The organism is Mycobacterium hubeiense (assembly GCF_002838065.1).
Lineage (GTDB): Bacteria > Actinomycetota > Actinomycetes > Mycobacteriales > Mycobacteriaceae > Mycobacterium > Mycobacterium hubeiense.
Genome location: NZ_PIZU01000016.1, coordinates 73,678 through 95,791 on the forward strand (window position 1 = coordinate 73,678; position 22,114 = coordinate 95,791).

Genomic DNA, 22,114 nt, shown 5'->3' on the forward strand with positions numbered 1-22,114 from the left:
TGGTAAGTGAAGTCATCCTCAATACGTGTGTGCCGGGCGAACCGCCGTTAGCTGTGACAGTTTGGATGCCAAGCGTAGACCGATGATCGACACAGATCGTTCCACACTCCCGTATGCTCGTGGGCGACAACCTTTTTCGCCGAACTGCCTATCTCACGCCGCTCATGTGGTTCTCTGGTGGTTGTGAACGCGGCGACCGTGCCGGACACCAGTACCAGGAGAGCTATCAACCTGGTGCTGGCCACGTGGGTCTCGGCGATCAACTTCTGGGCCTGGAACATGATCGGCCCGCTGTCCACTACTTACGCGAGTGATCTGGCGTTGAGCAGTACCGAGGCCTCCATGCTCGTTGCTACGCCGATCTTGGTCGGATCTGTGGGCCGGATCGTCATCGGCTCGCTGACCGACCGGTTCGGCGGGCGAACGATGTTCATCGCGGTCTCCCTGGCGTCGATCCTGCCGGTGCTGGCCGTCGGGTCGGCCGGCGCGGCAGGCTCCTATCCGCTGTTGCTGGTGTGCGGATTCTTCCTGGGCATCGCGGGCACGATCTTCGCCGTCGGCATCCCGTTCGCCAACAACTGGTACGACCCTTCCCGTCGCGGCTTCGCCACCGGCGTGTTCGGCATGGGCATGGTCGGCACCGCGTTGTCTGCGTTCTTCACACCGCGGTTCGTCAACTGGTTTGGGCTGTTCGCCACGCACGTCATCGTCGCGGTCGCGCTCGCGGCCACGGCGCTGCTGTGCATCGCGATGATGCAGGACTCCCCGGCGTTCCAGCCGAACACCGACCCGGTGCTGCCGAAACTCAAGGCCGCGATGAAGCTGCCCGTCACGTGGGAGATGTCCTTCTTGTACGCCGTCGTCTTCGGCGGTTTCGTGGCGTTCTCCAACTACCTGCCCACCTACATCAAGACCATCTACGGCTTCTCCTCCGTCGAGGCCGGCGCGCGCACCGCGGGATTCGCGCTCGCCGCGGTGCTGGCCCGACCGATCGGCGGCGCTCTGTCGGACCGCATCGCACCCAAATACGTGGTGCTGGCCTCGTTCGCGGGTACCGCGGCGCTGGCCTTCGTGGCGACGTTCCAGCCGCCGCCCGACGTCTGGTCGGCGACGACGTTCATCACGCTGGCGATCTTCCTGGGCGTCGGCACCGGCGGCGTGTTCGCATGGGTGGCCCGTCGGGCGCCCGCGCAGTCGGTGGGTTCAGTCACCGGAATCGTCGCGGCCGCAGGCGGTTTAGGTGGCTACTTCCCGCCGCTGGTGATGGGTTCGACGTACGACTCCGTCGACAACGACTACACGACAGGGCTGTTGTTGTTGGTGGCAACGGCCCTGGTCGCGTTGGCCTATACCGCATTTCGATTGCACGCCCACGAGCCGGCGCGCACCAAGGAGCCCGAACCATGACCAAGCCGCACGTAGGCGGACCCGTCGAAGAGCTACTGGAACGCAGCGGCCGGTTCTTCACGCCCGGCACCTTCTCCGACGACCTGCGCACCGTGACCCGCCGCGGCGGGCGCGAGGGCGACGTGTTCTACCGCGACCGGTGGAGCCACGACAAGGTGGTGCGCTCCACCCACGGCGTCAACTGCACCGGGTCGTGCTCGTGGAAGATCTACGTCAAGGACGGCATCATCACCTGGGAAACCCAGGAAACCGACTACCCGTCGGTGGGGCCCGACCGCCCCGAGTACGAACCCCGCGGCTGCCCGCGCGGCGCCGCGTTCTCCTGGTACACCTATTCGCCGACCCGGGTGCGTTATCCGTACGCCCGCGGCGTGCTCGTCGAGATGTACCGGGAAGCGAAAGCGCGCCTGGGTGATCCGGTGTTGGCGTGGGCCGACATTCAGGACAACCCCGATCATCGCCGCCGCTATCAACGCGCCCGCGGCAAGGGCGGCCTGGTCCGGGTGAGCTGGGCCGAGGCCACCGAGATGATCGCGGCCGCCCACGTGCACACCATCAAGCGGTACGGGCCCGACCGGGTGGCCGGCTTCTCGCCGATCCCGGCGATGTCGATGGTCAGCCACGCCGCCGGGTCGCGGTTCGTGGAACTGATTGGCGGCGTGATGACGTCGTTCTACGACTGGTACGCCGATCTTCCGGTGGCCTCCCCGCAGGTGTTCGGCGACCAGACCGACGTGCCGGAGTCCGGCGACTGGTGGGATGCAGCCTATTTGATGATGTGGGGCTCCAACGTCCCGATCACCCGCACCCCCGACGCGCACTGGATGGCCGAAGTCCGCTACCGCGGCACCAAAGTCGTGACCGTGAGCCCCGACTACGCCGACAACACCAAGTTCGCCGACGAGTGGATGCCGTGCGCGGCGGGCACCGACGGTGCGTTGGCCATGGCGATGGGCCACGTCATCCTCTCGGAATGCTTTGTGCGCCAGCGAGTTCCGTTCTTCGTCGATTATGTCCGCAAGTTCACCGATCTGCCGTTCCTGATCAGGTTGGAGCAGCGCGACGGTGCGCTGGTGCCGGGCAAGAACCTGACCGCGGCCGATCTCGGCCACGACGTGGAGAACGCGGCGTTCAAGCCGGTGATCCTCGACGGGGCGACGAATACCCTTGCGGTGCCGCACGGTTCGCTCGGGTTCCGCTACGGCGACGAGGGCCTGGGCAAGTGGAACCTCGACCTGGAAGATCTGGTGCCGGCGCTGACCGTGGCGGCAGAAGGCGGCGAGACGGCCGAGATCCGGTTACCGCGGTTCGACACCCTTGACGGGCACGGGGAGACGCTGCAGCGGGGGGTGCCGGTGCGGCGCGTCGGCGAGCACGTGGTGTGCACGGTGTTCGATTTGATGCTCGCCCAGTACGGCGTGGTGCGCCCCGGTCTGCCGGGGGACTGGCCGACGGGTTACGACGACGCGAGCGCTCCGTACACCCCGGCCTGGCAGGAGCCGATCACCGGAGTCGCTGCCGCCCAGGCCGTCCGGGTGGCCCGCGAATTCGCCCGCAATGCCGAGGAATCCAACGGCCGCTCGATGATCATCATGGGGGCGGGCATCTGCCAATGGTTCCACGGCGACGCCACCTATCGCGCGGTGCTGGCGCTGCTGCTGCTCACCGGATCGATGGGCCGCAACGGCGGCGGCTGGGCCCATTACGTCGGCCAGGAGAAGTGCCGGCCGGTCACGGGCTGGGCGACGATGGCGATGGCCACCGACTGGTCGCGTCCGCCGCGTCAGATGGCGGGCACCTCCTACTGGTACGCGCACACCGATCAGTGGCGTTACGACGGGTATCGCGCCGATGCGCTGGCCAGCCCGGTGGGTCGCGGGCGCTTCCGCGGCAAGCACACCATGGACGTGCTGACCTCCGCGGTGGCGATGGGGTGGAGCCCGTTCTTCCCGCAGTTCGACCGGTCCAGTCTGGACGTCGCCGACGAAGCCCTTGCCGCGGGACAAGATATCCCCGGCTACGTCGCTGCGCAATTGGCGTCGGGACAGCTGAAGCTGGCGGTCACCGATCCGGACAACCCCGTCAATTGGCCTCGCGTGCTCAATGTTTGGCGGGCCAACCTGCTGGGCTCGTCGAGTAAGGGCAACGAGTACTTCCTGCGCCACCTGCTCGGCACCACGTCGAACCTGCAGGGCCAGCCCAGTGACCTGCGGGCACAGGAGGTCACCTACACCGACGAGATCCCGGAAGGCAAGCTCGACCTGTTGATGTCGATCGACTTCCGGATGACGTCGACGACGCTGCTGTCGGATGTGGTGTTGCCGGCGGCGACGTGGTACGAGAAGGCGGATCTGTCGAGCACGGACATGCACCCGTACGTGCACGCGTTCAGTCCGGCCATCGACCCGCCGTGGGAAACCCGTTCGGACTTCGAGGCATTCGGCGCCATCGCCCGTGCGTTCAGCGCCATGGCACCCAAGCACCTTGGCCTGCGCACCGATGTGGTGCTGGGCACATTGCAGCACGACACCCCTGGGGCGATGGCGTATCCCGGCGGCGTCGAGCGGGATTGGCGCCGCACCGGTGAGGTGCCGGTACCCGGCAAGACGATTGGACCGATCGCGGTGGTGGAGCGTGACTACGCCGCAATCGCGGACAAGTGGTTCACGCTGGGCCCGCTGGTCGACACGCTCGGCGTGACCACCAAGGGCGTCACCACGCACCCCATGGAGGAAGTCGAGGCGCTGGCCTCCAAGTTCGGAGTGATGAATTCGGGTGCGGCGCAGGGCCGCCCCGCGATCACCACGGCGGAGCGGATGGCCGACGTCATCCTGGCGCTGTCGGGGACGACCAACGGCCGCCTGGCGGTCGAGGGATTCCGGCAGCTGGAGCAGCGCACCGGCCGCAGACTGGTCCATCTCGCCGAGGGCAGCGAGGAACGCCGCATCACCTACGCGGACACCCAGGCACGGCCGGTGCCCGTGATCACCAGCCCGGAGTGGTCCGGCAGCGAGACCGGCGGTCGCCGATACGCGCCGTTCACAGTGAACATCGAGGAACTCAAACCGTTCCACACCCTGACCGGACGGATGCACTTCTACCTCGACCATGACTGGCTGGAGGAACTCGGCGAGCAGCTGCCCATTTATCGCCCGCCACTGGACATGTCGCGGTTGTTCGGCGAATCGGCGGTGGGCAGCAGCGGCGTCGGGTTGACGGTTCGGTACCTGACGCCGCATTCGAAGTGGTCGATCCACTCCGAATACCAGGACAACCTGTTGATGCTATCGCTGTCGCGGGGTGGGCCGACGATGTGGATGAGCCCGGTAGACGCCGCGAAAATCGAAGTACGCGACAACGATTGGATTGAAGCCGTCAACCGCAACGGTGTGCTGGTGTGCCGCGCGATCGTGTCGCACCGGATGCCAGAAGGTGTGGTGTTCGTCTACCACGCGCAGGAACGCACCATCGATGTGCCTCTGACCGAGACCACGGGTAACCGTGGCGGTATTCACAATTCGCTGACGCGGTTGCTCATCAAACCCAGCCATTTGGCGGGTGGCTACGCGCAGAACGCGTTCGCGTTCAACTATCTCGGCCCTACCGGCAACCAACGCGACGAAGTGACGGTGGTGCGCCGACGCAGCCAGGAGGTGAAGTACTGATGCGGGTGATGGCCCAAATGGCGATGGTGATGAACCTTGACAAGTGCATCGGGTGTCACACCTGCTCGGTGACGTGTAAGCAGGCCTGGACCAATCGGGCTGGTACCGAGTATGTGTGGTTCAACAATGTGGAAACCCGTCCTGGACAAGGGTATCCGCGCACCTACGAGGACCAGGAGCGCTGGCGGGGCGGCTGGCGGCGGGACCGGCGTGGCCGGCTGCGACTACGCGACGGCGGCCGGTTCAGCAAGTTGCTTCGAATCTTCTCGAACCCAAAGCTGCCGAGCATCGACGACTACTACGAGCCCTGGACTTACGACTACGAGAACCTTACCGCGGCACCGCTGGGCGAACAGTTTCCGGTCGCGCCGCCGCGCAGCCTGATCAGCGGAAAGCCGATGAAGGTGTCGTGGTCGGCGAATTGGGACGACGACCTGGCCGGCTCACCGGAGATCGTGCCCGGCGATCCGATTCTGAAGAAGATCAACGAGCACGTGCGGCTGGAGCTCGAGCAGACCTTCATGTTCTACCTGCCGCGGATCTGCGAGCACTGCCTGAACCCGTCGTGCGTGGCGTCGTGCCCGTCGGGTGCGATGTACAAACGGACCGAGGACGGCATCGTGCTCGTCGACCAGGACCGCTGCCGCGGCTGGCGGATGTGCGTCTCCGGATGCCCCTACAAGAAGGTGTATTTCAATCACAAGACCGGCAAGGCCGAGAAGTGCACGCTGTGTTATCCGCGCATCGAGGTCGGGCTACCGACGGTGTGCTCGGAGACCTGCGTGGGTCGGTTGCGCTACCTGGGCCTGGTGCTCTACGACGTCGACCGGGTGCTGGAAGCGGCATCGGTGGAAGACGAGAAAGACTTGTACGAGGCACACCGGCAGATCCTGCTCGACCCGACCGATCCCGAGGTGATCGCCGGCGCGCGCGCAGAGGGCATCTCCGACGAGTGGATCGAGGCTGCGCAGCGCTCGCCCGTCTATGCGCTGATCAACACCTACAAGGTTGCGCTGCCGCTGCATCCGGAGTTCCGCACGGTCCCAATGGTGTGGTACATCCCACCGCTGTCTCCGGTGGTCGACGCGGTCAGCCGCGACGGGCATGACGGCGAAGACATCGGCAACCTTTTCGGCGCGCTGGAAGCGCTGCGCATTCCCATCCAATACCTGGCCGAACTCTTCACGGCCGGTGATACCGCCGTGGTCGAGGCCGTGCTACGCCGGCTGGCCGCGATGCGCTCCTACATGCGGGATATCAACCTGGGCCGCGAAACGCAGCCGCACATTCCGCAGTCGGTCGGGATGACCGAAGAGCAGATCTACCAAATGTACCGGTTGTTGGCGCTGGCGAAATACGAAGAGCGCTATGTGATCCCGACCGCCTACGCCGCCGAGGCCCACGAGCTGGAGGAGCCGGGCTGCTCATTGTCGTTCGAGGGTGGGCCGGGGATGTACGAGTCCGGTCCGTTCGGCGAGGCCAGCGGCGGGCCGGTGCCGGTGGCGGTGGAGACCTTCCACGCGCTGCGGCAACGGCAGACCGACGAGGGGATGGCCGCCAACGCCGGGCGTCCGTCGCGCGTGAATCTACTCAACTGGGACGGCCGTGGCGTGCCCTCCGGCATGTTCCCCTCCGGGGGGCCACAGTGAAGCTCCGCCCGCGATCAAACATGTTGCACCACAGGCTGGTGTGGCAGTGTGCGTCGCTGCTGCTGTCCTACCCAGACCAAGACCGCCTCAACAACGTCGACGAACTTCTCGTCCACCTCGATGGAGACACAGCAGATCTGTTGGGACGCACCGCCACTGCGCTCAAGGCCAGCGGTCCGCTGCAGGCATCCGAGGACTACGTCGATACGTTCGACCTGCAGCGCCGTTCGACGATGTACCTGACTTATTGGACCGCCGGCGACACCCGTAATCGCGGCAGCGAAATGCTGGCGTTCGCAGCGGCTTACCGTGACGCCGGTGTCGATCCGCCTCGCGATGAGGCACCGGATTATCTGCCGGTTGTGCTGGAGTTCGCCGCCACCGTCGACCCCGACGCGGGGCGGCGATTGCTCGCCGAGCATCGGGTGCCGATCGATGTGCTGCGCCAGGCGCTGACCGAGGTGGGTTCGCCGTACGCGCACGTCGTAGCCGCGGTGTGCGAGACACTGCCGGCGGCCACCGACCGGGAGGTGCAACGCGCGCGCCAGCTGGCGCAGGCCGGTCCACCTGCCGAAGCCGTTGGGCTGCAGCCGTTCACGTTGACAGTGCCGCCTCGGCGGGTGGAAGGAGGCCGGTGAGATGTTGGGCGAGATCTTCTGGAACACGGCGCCGTACGTGACGCTGGCGATCGTGGTGGTCGGAATCTGGTGGCGATACCGTTACGACAAGTTCGGGTGGACGACCCGTTCGTCGCAGCTCTACGAGTCACGATTGCTGCGGATCGGCAGCCCGATGTTTCACTTCGGCATCCTGGTGGTCATCGTCGGCCACATCATCGGCCTGCTGATCCCGGAATCATGGACCGCCGCAATCGGTTTGAGCGAGCACGCCTACCACATACAGGCCGTGACGCTCGGCACGATCGCCGGGATCACCACACTGGCCGGCGCCGCGCTACTGATCTACCGGCGCCGCACTCGCGGGCCCGTGTTCATGGCCACTACCGTCAACGACAAGATCATGTACGTGGTGTTGGTGCTGGCTATCGTCGCCGGCTTGTACGCGACCGCACTGGGCTCCGGCGTCGTCGGCGAGGCCTACAACTACAGGGAGAGCGTGTCGGTGTGGTTCCGCTCCATCTGGGTGCTGCAGCCACGCGGTGATCTGATGGCCGAGGCACCGCTGTACTACCAGCTGCACGTGCTGATCGCCCTCGTGTTGTTCGCCCTGTGGCCATTCAGCCGATTGGTGCATGCGTTCAGCGCACCGATCGCCTACCTGTTCCGGCCCTACATCGTCTACCGCAGCCGTGATGTGGCGGCCAAAGACGAATTGGTGGGGTCACACCCGCGACGCCGGGGCTGGTGACCCCATCTGATCGCATCGTTGACGGCATGCGTACGGACGCCTCACAGTGTTCGCCCATGCCCGGTCATGTGCTCATGGTCGGGTAGGCAGGCAACTCGAAGTCGTCGCGCACACTTCGCGTGAGGATCAGCTCAGCGAGCGGACGGAAGTTCATCGCCCTCATTGCCAGGTTGCGAAACCAGATACCCAGCCTCGTCTGTGTCGCGAAGACAGGAAGATATTTCTGGGCGGCGTCCTGTTTGGCTTGGACGAAATGGCGCAATCGCGTCTCATAGGCGTCGAAGGCTCGCCGGTAATCCCCACAGGCACAAACGAGTTCGCCAGCGAGCACATAGGCCTCGGTCATCGCCAAACCGGTGCCCTCGCCAGCCAGCAAGGAGACACAGGCGGCGGCGTCGCCGACGAGCGCTGTTCGGCCCCGCGACCAGCGACCCAACCGGATTTGGCTGACGACATCGAAATACAGATCATCGACGCCGTCCAGCGCTGCAAGGATGTGGGGGCATTCCCAGCCCGCATCACCGAACTCGCGACGCAGAAGGTCCTTGCGCGCCTCAAGGTCCCCGGGGTCGGCGGCGTGGCGAGAACGGAACACGAACAGAAACAACGTGCGATCCCCCCGCAATGAGAACCGCCCGATAGATCGACCCGGCTCGCTGTAGGTCACGTAGACCAGGTCATCGCGGGGCTGATACCCCTCGACAACACAGGCCGCGACCCGGCAGCCCAAATAGTGTTCGACGTCTGACTCGGGCCCGAACGTCAGGCGGCGCACGTTGGAGTGCAACCCGTCGGCACCGATGACGAGGTCAAAGTCGCGGGACGTGGCTTGGGTGAAGCTGAGACTCACGCCGTTGGGGTGTTCGTCGATCGCGGTGATGGAATCGCCGAAGATCGTTTCCACGTCGTTTTCTATCGTCGCGTAGATGGTGGCGGCCAGGTCCCCGCGCGGCAGGCTGATGAAACCGGCGCCCGCTGCGCGCCGGAATGACTCGACGCCCAGGCTGGCTCGCACCTGATCGTCGGGCCCGACCGAACGGATCGACTGCACCTGATAGCCGGCCTCGCGGATCGCCGCCTCGATGCCCATCATCTGCGCGATCCGGTAGCCCACCCCCCAGAAATCGATCACGTAGCCGCCTGTGCGAAACTGCGGCGCCCGCTCGATCAAAACCGGCTCGTGGCCGCTTCGGTGCAGCCAGTGCGCCAGCGACGGGCCCGCCACACCAGCTCCGCTGATCGCGATCTTCATGGCCTCAACTCCAATGACCGATCAGATGCGATTGTCGATGGCCCCTTGAAGCGTCCTCGATACCAACCGCCGACTGGGATGCATGTGCGGGGAGCAATGAGATCATCCCACCATCAAAGCGTCGAGTTCGCTCGCGTCAACTTCCCGCAGCCGGCGGTGCATCGCTTTGGCGATTCTGGCGGCCTGAATCTTCGCCCGTTGGGCGACAGGCCCTTGGTACATCTCGTCGACGGCGGCGTTCCACAGTTGCAGCCAGCGCACAAAGTGGTTGGCGGACAACGGATGCCGCTGGTGAAGCCGCCGATGAACGACTAGAGCGCTGCCGTGGTAGAGCCCTGCGCGGAACAAAACGGTTTCCCAAAAGTCGCACATCACCGCAAGATGCGACTCGAGGCCTTCGGCCCGTAACTCTGTGAACGGTTCGGCGAGCAGATCGTCAGCGAACGCCCGCCGGTAGAAGCGCCGCAACAACTTTTCCACGTCTGCACGGCTGGACAGATCCGTCATCGCTCGTCCGATTTGTGCGCGACGATGGCAACGGCGGTCAAACGGTCGCGATGCTTGCTGAACGTGCGGCGCATGTGAAGCACGCGTCGGCGCGCATCGCGTTGAATGAGCACATTTTTGGCGAACCGCAACGCACCAAGGATACCCTCGTCGGAAATCAGCCGCCGTGGTTGCAGCAGCGCCATCGGTGCGGTCTCGATGTGGTCGACAAGCAGACCGCGGGCGGCCAGCAGCTGTCGCCACTCGGCGATGGTGAGCGGACGAGCGTTGACTTTGATCGACTTGGCCAGTGCCTGGCGGATGTCGGTCTTGACATCCTCGGGCAGCTCATCGGGTGTCAATGCGAGTTCGTGGATGGCGTAGCGGCCGCCGGGCCGCAGTAACCGTGCCGCCTCAGCGACGATGGCCGCCTTTGCTTTATCGCCCTGCATAGTCAGCATCGCCTCGCCGACGACAATGTCTGCACTGGCGTCAGGTAGCCCGGTATCCGCCGCTTTGGCGACCCGGACGTCGCCGTATCCCAAGGTCATCGACCGCACCGCCCGGGCAGCGTCGGGATCCTGCTCAACTCCGATATACGAACGGGGTCGGCGATAAATGATTTCGGCTGCGGTGCGACCCAGCCCTGGCGCCAGTTCGACCACGTCGCAGGCCGTCACATCGGCCAGCGCTAACAGCTTGTAAGTGAGTTCTGCGCCTCCCGGGCGAAGCACACGCTTGCCGAGACGAGCCAGCAACCAGTGGCCCTGCACCACATCGTCGTGTCGATTGGCCAATGGCAGAGGCAGATCGGAGTCGGTAGTGTCCCGCGCGGCCATTCACATCTCCCTCGATGTTTTTACAAGTAGAATTGTATAAACTCTAATTCATGACGTACATGATTGGGAAGCCATGTGTCGATGTAATGGACCGGTCGTGCATCAAGGAGTGCCCGGTCGACTGCATCTACGCAGGCGCCCGCGCGTTGTACATTCGCCCCGACGGGCTGCCGAGGGCCCAACAGTGACTCGCGAAGAGGTGCTGGCCACGTTGAGGGGTGCGACCAGCGCGTTGACGATCCCGCAGATCGCCGATGAGCTTGGGGTGCATCCCAATACGGTCCGATTCCATCTGGACACCCTGGTCAGCGATGGCCGGGTCGAACGCGTCGAGCCCGACCACAGGCGCCCAGGCCGACCACCGTTGATGTTCCGCGCCGTGCACGGGATGGATCCCGGCGGGACCCGGCGTTACCGAGTGCTCGCCGAGATCCTCACGTTGGCCCTTGCCGGGGACCGCAACGCCAGCGCCAAGGCACTCGAGGCGGGCCGGGCGTGGGCACGGCGAGTGACCAGCCCGGCACGCAAGACGCCAGGCGCCCAACAGTCGATCAATCAGCTGGTCGAACTGCTCGACGAGCTAGGGTTCTCACCGCAACGACGAAAGGCCCACGGACAGCAACAAATTGGACTGCGGCATTGCCCGTTCTTCGAATTGGCGCAGGACCGCTCCACCGTCGTCTGCCCAATCCATCTGGGGCTCATGCAGGGGGCGCTGGCGACGTGGCGCGCACCGGTCACGGTTGACCGGCTGGAGCCGTTCGTGGAGCCCGACTTGTGTCTGGCCCACCTCACGCCGGCCGCGGCATCATGAGTCTTGCGTCAGCCCTTGCGGTTGGCGGAATACTGTTGCTGTCCAGCTGAATAGGAGACATACCTACAGATGCAATCAATCTCATTGATCGACATGGCCGAACAGAAGCTGACAGAGGCGCGAACCGCGCATAGTGGCCGGGCTGCGCACACTATTTACGGCGGTCATGATCACGAACTGCGGCAGACGGTCATGGCGTTGGCCGCCGGGCAGGAGCTGGCTGAACACGACAGCCCGGGAGAGGCCACACTTCAGGTACTACACGGCCATGTCCGCCTCCACACGAAATCCGATGCGTGGGAAGGCAAGACAGGTGATCACGTAACGATACCGCCCTCGCGCCACGCGTTGACGGCGATTGAAGACTCGGTGATTTTGCTGACGGTCGTTGCGCAGCTGCCGCGCGCGTAATCACGCTGCGCGATGCGACCGCAGAGCGGCTGGTGGGGCTGCCGAATCAGCGCGAGATCATGCGTCTGCCCGGGTGTGCGGCATGCCATGCTGCGATCGACGCGTCCCACTCCTCGCCATCCAGCGCGGTCAGCGAAGCGGGGAACAGCCCATCCTCCTCCTTGCTGATGTGTACATACAGGTCTGAGACCGCGTCGCGAATGGCCTGCTGGCCGTCGGCTGTGGAAACGTCGACCGTGGCGAGCAGTTCGGCCAGCTCACGGTGCTCGCGAACAAGTGGAGCGATGTGCTCAGCGTACAACTCCTCGCGCGCCATCACCCGAAACAGGCCCGTCTCTTCGCCCCGCCAGTGCGCAGCCAGTTCGGTCGCCATCTCAGCCAACAGGTGCCGCACCCGGGCCAGGTCGCCCCGATCGATCGCCCGCACCGCCTCCCCGCCCAAGTTGATGGCACGTTCGTGTTCGGCGATGTAATCGCGCAGCAGCGGCATCTCCCGGCATCCGCAGTAGTGGCACATCACCTCCAAACGCTACGCGCCTGGCCGTTGAGGGCCTTTGGCCCTCATAATGAGGAGGCCTTCGGGCAGAGACCTACTGGCCCTTCCAAGTAGGGACCTTTTCCTCTCCCGCGGCGTTCGCCGATAGCAGATGGTGGCTGTATGGAGCTATTGACAACGCTTGACGCGGGGTTCCTCCAAGCCGAGGACTCTGACCGGCATGTCAGCCTCGCGATCGGCGCCGTGTCCGTGCTTGCAGGACCGATGCCTGATTTCGAATCGCTGGCCAAAACCCTTGCCGAGCGCATTATGGCGGTGCCGCGGTTCGGGCAGATCCTGCGCACCCAGCCGCTCGATCTCGGCGCTCCGCGATGGGTGGACGATACCGACATCGACATCTCCCACCACATTCGACGCTCGGCGCTACCGCGTCCGGGCGACGATGCGGCGTTGTTTCGGTGGGTCGCCGAAGTCATGGAGCGGCGCCTCGATCGAGACCGGCCACTGTGGGAATGCTGGATCGTCGATGGCCTGGCGCACAACCGGTGGGCAATCTTGATGAAGATCCATCACTGCATCGCCGACGGGATCGCGGCCACCCGGATGTTGGCCCGGCTCTGCGACGACGTCGCAGGCGACACATTTGCGACCCAGATCCGAGCGGCCCACGAACCAACGGGGGGCGGATTGCGGATGCCGGCACTCACTCTCAACCCCATCGACTGGATCTCTGGAGCCTGGCGCACATCGCTGGGTGCGACAACCGCCGCCGCTGCGGCCCTGCAGGGGGCGGTCGAAATCGCCGGTAGCCTGCTTCGCCCGGCGGCGCCGTCATCGCTCACCGGGCCGGTGAGCAACATGCGCCGCTACGCCACCGTCGAGGTGTCTCTCGAAGACGTCACAAAAGTCTGCGATCGATTCGAGGTGACCGTCAACGACGTTGCCCTGGCAGCAATCACCGACAGCTTCCGCGCGATGCTGATACGCCGCGGTGAGACGCCCCAGCGCAATTCGCTACGCACACTGGTGCCGGTTTCGGTGCGGTCCAACGACGCCACCGACAAGGCCGACAACCGTGTCTCGGTCATGCTTCCGTATCTTCCCGTCGACAAGGCCGACCCCATTTCACAGCTGCGAGCCGTGCATTCGCGACTCACAAGGGCCAAGGCAAGTGGACAACGCCAAGCCGGCAACATCATCGTCTCCGCCGCCAATGCGATCCCGTTCCCATTCACGGCGTGGACGATTCGGGCATTGACCCGGCTACCCCAACGTGGCGTCGTCACCTTGGCGACGAACGTGCCCGGCCCACGGAAACGCTTGCGCGTCATGGGACGTGAAGTCATTCGGCTGCTCCCGATTCCGCCGTTGGCATTGCAACTGCGGACTGGGGTTGCGATTTTGAGCTACGCCGACCACCTCGCGTTCGGCATCATCGGCGACTACGACGCCGCGCCCGACGTCGATGAGCTTGCCCGCGGCATCCAACGGGCAGTCGCACGTCTAACGGCCGTCAGCGCTGGCCACTGGCGTTCCACGCCGGTGGGGACTCTCGCGCTCGTACAAGGAGGTTGATCGAAAATGCCGAAGGGACAAGCCCTTGAGGTACTCAATCGCAGACAGTGCCTGGATCGGTTGCAGACCGTGCGGGTGGGCCGTCTGGTATTCACCGAGGACGGTCTGCCCGCAGTGCAGCCCGTGAATTTCGGCGTGTGGCGCGAAGACGTGGTGATCCGGGTTGCCGGCGGTGCGAAGCTGGCGGCCGCCACGAATAACCTCGTCGTCGCGTTCCAGGCCGACGAATTGGATCCCGACCTGCGCACCGGCTGGAGCGTCACCGTTGTCGGGCACGCACAGCCCATTACCGATGTGAGCGAATTGGTGGAAGTGGCCGGAACGTTCGTGCAGCCGTGGGTCGACGGTCGGCGCGACCATTTCATCCGGATCCGGACCGAGAAGATGACCGGGCGGCAATTCCGTGAGCCTGGCGTACCTCAGTACAAGAGCGCGACCGGGAGCACGGCCTCGTCGTGAGGTACAGCGATGGCGCTGACTGAGTCGCCGGTGGGGTTCGACTGCACGATGGCCGGATTGGCGACCTGCCCGATGACGCACGTCACCGAACTCGAGGCCGGCCGTGGGATCCTTCGCGAGATCAGCGGACGAAAGACGATGCCGCAGGTGTTAATCCGAGTCGGAATCGCGCCGTCGATTGAGAACAAACCGGCGCCCACGCCGAGGCGGGCACTGCGGGAGGTCTTGGAGTTTCGCCCGTGATCCCCAGACGACTGCCGCATGATGAGGTAGTTATTCCGCATGGGCAGCCTCGTTCCCACGGCTTCGAATGGAAGGTCTGGTAATGGTCAAGGTCTTCTTGGTCGACGACCATGAAGTCGTCCGTCGTGGCTTGGTCGACCTGCTCGCGTCGGACCCAGAGCTCGAGGTCGTCGGAGAAGCCGGCTCCGTCGGCGAAGCAATGGTGAAGATTCCCGCAGTGGGCCCTGATGTCGCCGTGCTCGACGTTCGCCTGCCCGACGGTAATGGGATCGAACTTTGCCGCGACCTACTGTCCGAGCTGCCGGAACTGCGCTGCCTGATGTTGACGTCATACACCTCTGATGAAGCGATGCTCGATGCGATACTGGCCGGCGCCAGCGGATATGTTGTCAAAGACATCAAGGGCATGGAACTCGCACAAGCAATCAAAGACGTCGGCACCGGAAAGTCACTCCTCGACACTCGCGCCGCGGCCGCGTTGATGGCGAAACTTCGCAGCGCCACCCAGACCAAGGATCCACTGTCCGGTTTGACCGACCAAGAGCGAACGCTGCTGGGGTTGCTCAGCGAGGGCCTGACCAATAAGCAGATTGCCGCGCGGATGTTCCTTGCCGAGAAGACCGTGAAGAACTACGTGTCGCGACTGCTGGCCAAATTGGGGATGGAGCGCCGGACCCAGGCAGCTGTGTTTGCGTCCAAGCTGGATCAACAGCACCGGCCGGCCAACTAGTCATGCCGAACCGTCGCTGCCTGTGTGCGCCGGTGTCACGATGGGTGCCGTGAGCGAGGGATCGACACCGCAACCGGGCACCCGTCCCCTTCGTGACACTTTGTCGCAGCTGCGGCTGCGCGAACTCCTGGACGAGGTTCAAGATCGCATCGGACAAATCGTGGAGGGGCGCGACCGGCTCGACGGTCTCGTCGACGCAATGCTGGTCGTCACGTCCGGCCTTGAGCTCGATGACACCTTGCGCACGATCGTCCACACAGCCATCGAACTGGTCGACGCCCAGTATGGGGCGCTTGGAGTGCGCGGAGAAGGTCATGAGCTGGTCGAGTTCGTCTACGAAGGAATCGACGAACCCACGCGTGAGCTGATCGGGCATCTGCCAGAGGGCCGCGGCGTTCTGGGATTGCTTATCGACGAGCCAAAACCCATTCGGCTGGACGACATCCGGAATCATCCTGCATCCGTGGGATTTCCGCCCAATCATCCACCGATGCGTACCTTCCTGGGTGTACCCGTACGCATCCGCGACGAAGCCTTCGGGAATCTCTATCTGACCGAGAAGACCGACGGACGACCGTTTAGTGAAGACGACGAGATAGTGGTCGCAGCCCTCGCCGCGGCCGCCGGAATCGCGATCGACAACGCGCGCCTATACGAGCAGTCCCGGGTACGCCAGTCATGGATAGAGGCGACCCGTGATATCTCCACCGAAATGTTGTCGGGCGCCGACCCGGCAACGGTATTTCAGCTCATCGCGGATGAAGCGTTAAAGGTGNGAGCAGTCCCGGGTACGCCAGTCATGGATAGAGGCGACCCGTGATATCTCCACCGAAATGTTGTCGGGCGCCGACCCGGCAACGGTATTTCAGCTCATCGCGGATGAAGCGTTAAAGGTGACCGGCGCACAGACCACAGTGGTCGCGATTCCGTCCGATGTTGACATGCCATCCTCCAATGTCATTGAACTAGTGGTGACGGCGACCGCCGGCTCGGTGTCCGATCCAGTCGGCGAAACCACGATTCCGATACGGGACACGCCGATCGGGCAGGTATTCGTGGACGCCACGCCACAGAAGTTCGACAAGGTCGACGTGGGCATCGGTGCCGGCGTCGGCCCTGCACTGGTGCTACCCCTTCGCGCCACCGATACCGTCGCAGGCGTCTTGGTCGCGCTCCGGCATCAAGACGCATACCCGTTCAGCGCCGAACAACTCGACATGTTGGCAGCGTTCGCCGACCAGGCCACGCTCGCCTGGCAGCTCGCCACCTCGCAACGGCGGATGCGCGAACTCGACATCCTGACCGACCGCGACCGCATCGCCCGAGACTTGCACGACCATGTCATCCAGCGGCTCTTCGCGGTCGGGCTGACGCTGCAGGGAACCATCCCGCGCGCAAGGTCAACCGAAGTACAACAACGCCTTTCGGGTTGCGTGGACGATCTACAAGAAGTCATCCAGGAGATCCGTACCGCGATCTTCGACCTGCACGGTGCACCGTCTGGCATGACTCGGCTGCGGCAACGGCTAGAGGAGGCCGTCGCCGGGTTCTCGGGCCCGGAGCTGCATACCACGGTCCAGTTTGTCGGTCCGTTGTCGGCCGCCGATGCGCGCCTGGCCGATCACGCGGAAGCTGTTGTGCGTGAAGCCGTCAGCAACGCGGTGCGGCACGCGAACGCCACCACCTTGACCGTCAGTGTCAAGGTCGACGACAACCTCACCATCGAGGTCGTCGACAACGGGCGGGGCATACCAGACGACATCGCCGTCGCGAGTGGCCTGATGAACTTGCGTCAGCGCGCCCAGGCGGTCGGAGGGGACTTTACGGTCGAGCGCGTACCCACCGGCGGCACGTTGTTGCGGTGGTCGGCGCCACTGCCGTAGGCCCTAGTCTTCGAGCCAGTCGACAACGTCCGACAGTGGACGGCGTGGAGTCGACGGAAGCGGGTCGGCAGTTACCGGCGCCCAGCCGATCCGCAGCAACATCTGCGGGAAGCCGCTGTCACCAAATACCTCTTCTTTCACGGCCTCTCGTGTTTCAGCGATCTCCAGGGGTTCGGTGACCGGGCAACTCGCCAGCCCAAGGGCGGTGGCCGTGAGCAGCATCAGGCTAGTCGCCTCACCGGCGCGTAGCCGGGCCAGCGGGCTGTCGTCCTTGGTCCCGAGCGCCAACACCACGGCGGCGTCGTCCTCCGGTGAAACGTCAGGAGGCTGCGCCAGCGCGGGTCCGGCGAACAGCCGGCCCGGAATCGGTGCCGTCGGATCGGACTGCGGTGTGTTTCTGGCCGGCACTCCTGCCAACGCGGCGTGGCGACCGCTCCAAGTCGACAACTCGACCAGGTAGTCATGATCCGTTGCGTGCTGCCAGACAGCTTGCGCGACAATGCGTTGCAGCTTCGGGAGCAACGCGACTTGCCGCAACATCACACCCGCGCGCGCGGCCCGAGCACCCATCAGCGCCACGTCGGCGTCAGGTACACACCAAGCTGTGTAGCGACGCCGATCGGTACGTCGTTTAGGTATCGCCGCCGCCAATGCCACGTCAAGTTCCCCGGCAGGGTGGCGATAGACCTCGATCGCGGCCAGATGTTCCGGGTCAGCGGAGTTGGGCAACCGGTGTACTTTCGCGTGCCAGCCAAGGGCCGCCAATGCGACGACAGCGTGGTTCAGGGATGCGCCACAGCTCAGTAGCAGATCCCGGCTGTCCGGATCGGTGCTGGGTAGATGTTTGTCCGGATCGGCATACAAATGCAGACTCTGGGTTCCGACCCGCCAGCGCCACGGTTGAGAATTGTGGATCGACGGCGCCCTGGTGGCGAGCGACAAAACCGTGTGGATCGTCTCGTGATCCGGGAACAGCGCGTTCATACCCTTAGAGTCGCCCGCGATCGGGCTGGCCGCTAGGGACGAAAGTCCCCGTTACCTGAGCACTTGGTATGGACTGGTATTTCGCACGAACAGCTGACGCCGTGCTCAGAACTTGACCAGTGCGCTGCCGGTGACCAGCTCGTAGACGAAGTTGACGAAGAAGAACCCGAAGAACAAGAAGTTCAGCACCAAAAGGACGTAGTGCCACCACCGCGGCCGCGCGGGCTTGGGCAGCTTCGAGTTCAGGTACATCAACATGAACGGGAACATCAGCGCGCCGAGGTTCGACATGTTCGCCGAGATCTGCACCAGGCGCACCGGTGTGGTCAGGTGGATCGCGCCGGCGATGACCGCGAGCACGACCAGCATGTACGGGTAGTAGAAGCGGCGGGGATCGCCTTCGAGCAGTCGGCGCAGGCGCGGGCTGGCGGCGTGGGCGGCGTCGGTGAAGTTGCGCACCAGCGCCTCGAAAATGCCCAGCTGCGTGGAGAACAGGATCAGCACACCGGCGATGAGCATCAGGTAGAACATCGGCTGGCCGTACTGTTCGCCGAGTTTCTCCGCGGTGAACGTCGGCACGTTGGCCGTCGTCGGCTCTTCCCCGCTGGTGGCGACGACGTGCGCCATCAGGATCGTCGGCAGCAGCATGCCGATCATCGCGCCGCCGAAGAACACCACCCACTGATCGACGAGCAGCAGCCGGTACCACCGCTTCCATCGGGAGCCGTTCTCGGGCGTGTCCGGGAACGTCACGCCGACCGGCAGCACCTCTTGCCGTCCGCCGCGCAGCCCCGCGAGAAAGCCGACGCGATAGCCCATGCCGTAACCCTTGTCGCGGTAGTGCGCCATCGCGTACCAGTTCAGGCCCGACGAGAGCGCGGTGAACCCGGCCAGCGCGCCCAGGGTGGTCGCGGTGATGCCGGCGGGCGGTGCCGCCGGGGTGACCAGGCCGCGGATGCCCTCCCACCACACCGACGCCGGCACGATGGCGATGTCGACCACGATCAGGATCGCCAGCAGCGAGCCGATGATCACCCAGTTGCTCAATTCGAGTGCGCGCGAGATCTTTCGGGCGACGACACAGATCAGGAAGACGACGAACAGCAGACCGATCGCCAGCAGCCGGGTGTACTCAAGCTCGTCGGGCTCATGCACCCGCCCGACGATCAACGCGAACAAGCCCTGACCGGCGCTGGCCGCCCAGCCGCCGAAGATGAACGCGAAGTAGAAGACGATGAGCGCGAACGGAATCCACCGTTTCCAGCCGGGCGGGACGCGGCCCCAGCCGACGATCGGAACCTCGCCCGTCGCCATCACGTACCGGGAGACCTCCACGTTGTAGAAGGTCTGCAAGATCGCCGAGACCGTGATCACCCAGCCGATGCCGATGAAGCCGTACGCACCGACCGCCTGCGGTCCGAGCAGCCACTCCCCGCTGCCGATGGAGATGCCCAACGCGATGAGGCTTGGGCCGATGACGAATTGGATGACTTGCACCGGCCCGAGCCGGGACACCTTGAACACTTCCTCGGGCTCGGGCAAATCGGCGACGCCCAATGGTGGACGGCTGGTACCGAGTTGGTAACTCTGCGATTCGCGTACTGGTTCAGTCTCGGTACTGCCGGCCATCGGGCCCTCCGCGATGAGATCTGCATGCGATACGTGCCTTCTGCGGGCTTACACCACGCCGCCACGAAGGTCAATGGTGTGGGTAGCGTGGTCGGGGTGTCGAGGCGAATCCGCGGGGCCGTCCTCTTGCCGCCCGATGCGCCGACCACGGTCGCGCGGGTGATCATCGCGGTGCGCGACACGTCCTACGCCGACGCCCCCGCCGCCGTCGTTGCCAGCGTCACACTGCCCGACACGAAAATCGGTCCCGGCGGGCGTCTTCCGTTCGAGCTGGCGATCCCGGAAACACCGGCGGCTCAGCAGCTTTCGCTAGAGTGCCACATCGACGTCACCGGCGGTCAAGCGGTGACCGCCGGTGACTTGCTGTCGACTCAGTCCATCCCCGTGCCACCCGAGGGCGACGTCGACGCGCTGGACATCCCCGTCACCGTGGTGTGAACCTCACCCCCACCGCATCTCGTAGATGCGATTGTCGGTGCCGCGGTAGGCGACGTGCTGATGCCCGTTCTCGGTGAACCCCGCGGGATCGTCCGCGGCCAACGGCGCCCCGGCGAACGCGGTGAGGTCGCTGTAGCCCGGGGCCGCACCGGGATACCACCAGATCTCATGCAGCCGACCGTCGGACGAGCGGTAGATGACGTGCTTGGTGTTCTCCGCGGGAACGTAGTACGACGACGGATTTCCGACCGCCGCCGGCGCGCCCGCGGCCGCCGTCAGATCCCACCCGCCCACCGGGGCGACGCCGGTCCAGTACAGCTCGTAGAGGTGGCCGTTACCGGCGCGGTACACGATCTGGTGCGTGTCGTTGTGCGCGGTGTAGTACGCGTGCGGATCGCTGGCCGACGTCGGTGTGCCGGCCGTCCCCGACAGATCGTCCAGCCCGCTGGGGCCGTTGTTCCAGTAGACCGACATGATCTTGCCGTTGCTGGCGCGGTACACGACGATGTTGTATCCGCCGCCGCTGTAGGCCGACGGGTTGCCCACCGCACGCGGCGCCGAGATGGCTCCGGTCAGGTTGCCGCCGTAACCAACTGGGGCGACACCGGTCCAGCTCATCTCGTGCAGATGTCCGTCGCCGCCGCGGTACACCACATGGTGGCCGTCGGTGGCGGGGTCGTAATAGCCAACGGGGTCGCCGGATGCCTTTGGCGCCCGGGCGGTTCCGCCGAGATTGTCGTGACCGACCGCGCCCGTCGACCAGTACAGGCTGCGCACGGTGCCGTCGCCGCCGCGGAACAGCAGGATCTCGGTGTTGCGTGCCGTGTCGACATACGCGAAGGGGTTGCCCGACGCGGTGGGTGCACCGGCGTTGGCGGTGAGATTCGTGGTGCCCGTGCCGCCCTGGGCATCTCGCCACAGTGCGTGCAACCGGCCCGATGTGTCGCGGTAGGCGACGTTGTGCACCCCCAGGCCGGGAATAACGCACGCCGTCGGCCGATTCGCGGCGGCGGCCGTGCCGAACTCCGCCGAGCGATCGACCAGGCGTCCCGCACGCGGGTACAGCGTCTGGACCGCTGCGATGTCGCCGGCCGACAGGGCGGTGCGCTGGCCCATCACCACGCCGGGCGGAAGCTGCACCCTCGGCACGATGGTGGGCATGCCGTTGATGGAAAACGCGGTCCCGCTGTAGTGCATGATCGAGCCGAAGTCGTACGCGCCGATGTCGTCGCCGTCGGAGACGTGTTGGTTGAAGTTGTGCCGTGCGTCGGGGTCGATGTTGGCCCAATTGATCGTCACGAAGTTGTCGCGGTCTTCGCGGCTTTGCTCGTGCCACAAGCCGATCGCGTGCCCGATCTCGTGGATGATGCTTCCGGTCGTGCATCCCGCAGCCATCTGGATGTCTTGTTGGTTGCCGCGCTTGCCAACTCGTGACGAGCACTCGGTGGACGGCCGGAAACGTACGAAGTTGGGGTAGTGGCCCGCGTTCGCCGCGGTGCGGCGGACGAATCGAATCTTGGTGTTGGCGTGCCAATGGGCGATCGCGTCGGTGACCCGGTTCTGGTTGGGCAGCGCGGGGTCGATCTCGAACGGCACCGTGGCGTGCGGCCAGCGGAACCCCTCACCCGTGATGCCGATACCCTCGGCCCGCGCCGCCTCGACCTCTTCGATGGTGCCCAGCATGATGTCGCCTTCGAAGATCGCCAGTCCGTTGACGTTGGCGTACTGCAGTTTCTTGTCCGTGAACGTGGCCCCCGACACCGCAGCCGTGCCGGCCACCGGTCCC

Annotated in this window: 18 protein-coding genes and 3 pseudogenes; 14 read left to right on the top strand and 7 right to left on the bottom strand. The window is 64.9% G+C overall.

Annotated features, from left to right (window positions below; translation table 11 throughout):
* Positions 1–183 precede the first annotated feature (183 nt).
* The 5 genes and pseudogenes from CWS39_RS14375 to narI form a co-directional block, all read left to right on the top strand.
* Positions 184–1,407 (top strand): nitrate/nitrite transporter, encoded by a 1,224-nt coding sequence (locus CWS39_RS14375; protein ID WP_102143592.1) that lies wholly within the window; start codon positions 184–186, stop codon positions 1,405–1,407.
* Entirely contained in the window at positions 1,404–5,072 is a 3,669-nt protein-coding gene (locus CWS39_RS14380; RefSeq protein ID WP_102143593.1) for a nitrate reductase subunit alpha, read from the top strand. Before CWS39_RS14375 ends, CWS39_RS14380 begins: the two co-directional genes overlap by 4 nt.
* Positions 5,072–6,721, top strand: coding sequence for a nitrate reductase subunit beta (gene narH, locus CWS39_RS14385; protein ID WP_102143594.1), 1,650 nt, complete (start codon positions 5,072–5,074; stop codon positions 6,719–6,721). The genes CWS39_RS14380 and narH overlap by 1 nt, the downstream gene beginning before the upstream one ends.
* 20 nt (positions 6,722–6,741) lie before the next feature.
* On the top strand, positions 6,742–7,359 hold the full coding sequence (narJ, locus tag CWS39_RS14390) for a nitrate reductase molybdenum cofactor assembly chaperone (RefSeq protein WP_102143595.1): 618 nt from the start codon (positions 6,742–6,744) through the stop codon (positions 7,357–7,359).
* Positions 7,355–8,089, top strand: a pseudogene (gene narI / locus CWS39_RS14395) (respiratory nitrate reductase subunit gamma); the annotation flags it as partial. The gene narJ and the pseudogene narI, both read left to right, overlap by 5 nt.
* A gap of 64 nt (positions 8,090–8,153) precedes the next feature.
* Here the strand turns inward: narI and CWS39_RS14400 are convergent.
* From CWS39_RS14400 to CWS39_RS14410, 3 genes are all read right to left on the bottom strand, one after another.
* Positions 8,154–9,341 carry an FAD-binding domain gene (locus CWS39_RS14400; RefSeq protein ID WP_102143597.1) on the bottom strand — a complete coding sequence of 396 codons (1,188 nt, stop codon included), beginning with the start codon at positions 9,339–9,341 and terminating at the stop codon, positions 8,154–8,156.
* 102 nt (positions 9,342–9,443) lie between these two features.
* Positions 9,444–9,848 carry a group III truncated hemoglobin gene (locus tag CWS39_RS14405; RefSeq protein ID WP_199178119.1) on the bottom strand — a complete coding sequence of 135 codons (405 nt, stop codon included), beginning with the start codon at positions 9,846–9,848 and terminating at the stop codon, positions 9,444–9,446.
* Complete coding sequence (locus tag CWS39_RS14410; protein WP_102143598.1) at positions 9,845–10,666, bottom strand: methyltransferase domain-containing protein; 822 nt, start codon at positions 10,664–10,666, stop codon at positions 9,845–9,847. Before CWS39_RS14410 ends, CWS39_RS14405 begins: the two co-directional genes overlap by 4 nt.
* A gap of 50 nt (positions 10,667–10,716) precedes the next feature.
* On the opposite strand from CWS39_RS14410, the pseudogene CWS39_RS29195 reads away from it, so the two are divergent.
* The 3 genes and pseudogenes from CWS39_RS29195 to CWS39_RS14420 all read left to right on the top strand — a co-directional run.
* Positions 10,717–10,830 (top strand): annotated as a pseudogene (locus CWS39_RS29195) (ferredoxin family protein); the annotation flags it as partial.
* Between the two features lie 20 nt (positions 10,831–10,850).
* Positions 10,851–11,480 carry a helix-turn-helix transcriptional regulator gene (locus CWS39_RS14415; RefSeq protein WP_199178127.1) on the top strand — a complete coding sequence of 210 codons (630 nt, stop codon included), beginning with the start codon at positions 10,851–10,853 and terminating at the stop codon, positions 11,478–11,480.
* A 69-nt stretch (positions 11,481–11,549) separates the two neighbouring features.
* Positions 11,550–11,891 (top strand): cupin domain-containing protein, encoded by a 342-nt coding sequence (locus tag CWS39_RS14420; RefSeq protein ID WP_102143600.1) that lies wholly within the window; start codon positions 11,550–11,552, stop codon positions 11,889–11,891.
* 46 nt (positions 11,892–11,937) lie between these two features.
* On the opposite strand, the gene CWS39_RS14425 is transcribed toward CWS39_RS14420, so the two are convergent.
* A complete protein-coding gene (locus CWS39_RS14425) occupies positions 11,938–12,381 on the bottom strand; it encodes a hemerythrin domain-containing protein (RefSeq protein WP_233213512.1) in 444 nt (147 codons plus the stop codon).
* Between the two features lie 168 nt (positions 12,382–12,549).
* Here CWS39_RS14425 and CWS39_RS14430 point away from each other — a divergent pair, with 168 nt between their 5' ends.
* The 5 genes and pseudogenes from CWS39_RS14430 (at position 12,550) to CWS39_RS30295 (ending at position 17,277) form a co-directional block, all read left to right on the top strand.
* Positions 12,550–13,962 (top strand): WS/DGAT/MGAT family O-acyltransferase, encoded by a 1,413-nt coding sequence (locus tag CWS39_RS14430; protein ID WP_102143602.1) that lies wholly within the window; start codon positions 12,550–12,552, stop codon positions 13,960–13,962.
* Between the two features lie 6 nt (positions 13,963–13,968).
* Complete coding sequence (locus CWS39_RS14435; RefSeq protein WP_102143603.1) at positions 13,969–14,421, top strand: pyridoxamine 5'-phosphate oxidase family protein; 453 nt, start codon at positions 13,969–13,971, stop codon at positions 14,419–14,421.
* Positions 14,422–14,430: 9 nt separating this feature from the next.
* The gene (locus CWS39_RS14440; RefSeq protein WP_199178120.1) at positions 14,431–14,664 is read left to right on the top strand and encodes a hypothetical protein; all 234 of its coding nucleotides are present in this window, start codon (positions 14,431–14,433) and stop codon (positions 14,662–14,664) included.
* Between the two features lie 82 nt (positions 14,665–14,746).
* Positions 14,747–15,394, top strand: coding sequence for a response regulator (locus CWS39_RS14445; RefSeq protein WP_102143604.1), 648 nt, complete (start codon positions 14,747–14,749; stop codon positions 15,392–15,394).
* A 40-nt stretch (positions 15,395–15,434) separates the two neighbouring features.
* Positions 15,435–17,277: pseudogene (locus tag CWS39_RS30295) on the top strand (sensor histidine kinase).
* Positions 17,278–17,280: 3 nt separating this feature from the next.
* On the opposite strand, the gene CWS39_RS14460 reads toward CWS39_RS30295, so the two are convergent.
* Both CWS39_RS14460 and CWS39_RS14465 read right to left on the bottom strand, forming a co-directional pair.
* Positions 17,281–18,261 carry an Acg family FMN-binding oxidoreductase gene (locus CWS39_RS14460; RefSeq protein ID WP_102143606.1) on the bottom strand — a complete coding sequence of 327 codons (981 nt, stop codon included), beginning with the start codon at positions 18,259–18,261 and terminating at the stop codon, positions 17,281–17,283.
* 105 nt (positions 18,262–18,366) lie between these two features.
* A complete protein-coding gene (locus tag CWS39_RS14465) occupies positions 18,367–19,890 on the bottom strand; it encodes an Nramp family divalent metal transporter (protein WP_102143607.1) in 1,524 nt (507 codons plus the stop codon).
* Between the two features lie 78 nt (positions 19,891–19,968).
* On the opposite strand from CWS39_RS14465, the gene CWS39_RS14470 reads away from it, so the two are divergent.
* Entirely contained in the window at positions 19,969–20,328 is a 360-nt protein-coding gene (locus tag CWS39_RS14470; RefSeq protein ID WP_142386847.1) for a hypothetical protein, read from the top strand.
* Positions 20,329–20,331: 3 nt separating this feature from the next.
* On the opposite strand, the gene legP is transcribed toward CWS39_RS14470, so the two are convergent.
* Positions 20,332–22,107 (bottom strand): Dot/Icm T4SS effector Zinc-dependent metalloprotease LegP, encoded by a 1,776-nt coding sequence (gene legP / locus CWS39_RS14475; RefSeq protein WP_199178121.1) that lies wholly within the window; start codon positions 22,105–22,107, stop codon positions 20,332–20,334.
* Between the last annotated feature and the right edge of the window lie 7 nt (positions 22,108–22,114).

Excerpts from the sequence above, each read along its gene's own strand:
- CWS39_RS14380 (WP_102143593.1), top strand. The coding sequence starts at position 1,404 with ATGACCAAGCCGCACGTAGGCGGACCCGTCGAAGAGCTACTGGAACGC.
- narH (WP_102143594.1), top strand. The coding sequence starts at position 5,072 with ATGCGGGTGATGGCCCAAATGGCGATGGTGATGAACCTTGACAAGTGC.
- narJ (WP_102143595.1), top strand. The coding sequence starts at position 6,742 with ATGTTGCACCACAGGCTGGTGTGGCAGTGTGCGTCGCTGCTGCTGTCC.
- CWS39_RS14400 (WP_102143597.1), bottom strand. The coding sequence starts at position 9,341 with ATGAAGATCGCGATCAGCGGAGCTGGTGTGGCGGGCCCGTCGCTGGCG.
- CWS39_RS14405 (WP_199178119.1), bottom strand. The coding sequence starts at position 9,848 with ATGACGGATCTGTCCAGCCGTGCAGACGTGGAAAAGTTGTTGCGGCGC.
- CWS39_RS14410 (WP_102143598.1), bottom strand. The coding sequence starts at position 10,666 with ATGGCCGCGCGGGACACTACCGACTCCGATCTGCCTCTGCCATTGGCC.
- CWS39_RS14420 (WP_102143600.1), top strand. The coding sequence starts at position 11,550 with ATGCAATCAATCTCATTGATCGACATGGCCGAACAGAAGCTGACAGAG.
- CWS39_RS14425 (WP_233213512.1), bottom strand. The coding sequence starts at position 12,381 with ATGCCGCTGCTGCGCGATTACATCGCCGAACACGAACGTGCCATCAAC.
- CWS39_RS14430 (WP_102143602.1), top strand. The coding sequence starts at position 12,550 with ATGGAGCTATTGACAACGCTTGACGCGGGGTTCCTCCAAGCCGAGGAC.
- CWS39_RS14435 (WP_102143603.1), top strand. The coding sequence starts at position 13,969 with ATGCCGAAGGGACAAGCCCTTGAGGTACTCAATCGCAGACAGTGCCTG.
- CWS39_RS14440 (WP_199178120.1), top strand. The coding sequence starts at position 14,431 with ATGGCGCTGACTGAGTCGCCGGTGGGGTTCGACTGCACGATGGCCGGA.
- CWS39_RS14445 (WP_102143604.1), top strand. The coding sequence starts at position 14,747 with ATGGTCAAGGTCTTCTTGGTCGACGACCATGAAGTCGTCCGTCGTGGC.
- CWS39_RS14460 (WP_102143606.1), bottom strand. The coding sequence starts at position 18,261 with ATGAACGCGCTGTTCCCGGATCACGAGACGATCCACACGGTTTTGTCG.
- CWS39_RS14465 (WP_102143607.1), bottom strand. The coding sequence starts at position 19,890 with ATGGCCGGCAGTACCGAGACTGAACCAGTACGCGAATCGCAGAGTTAC.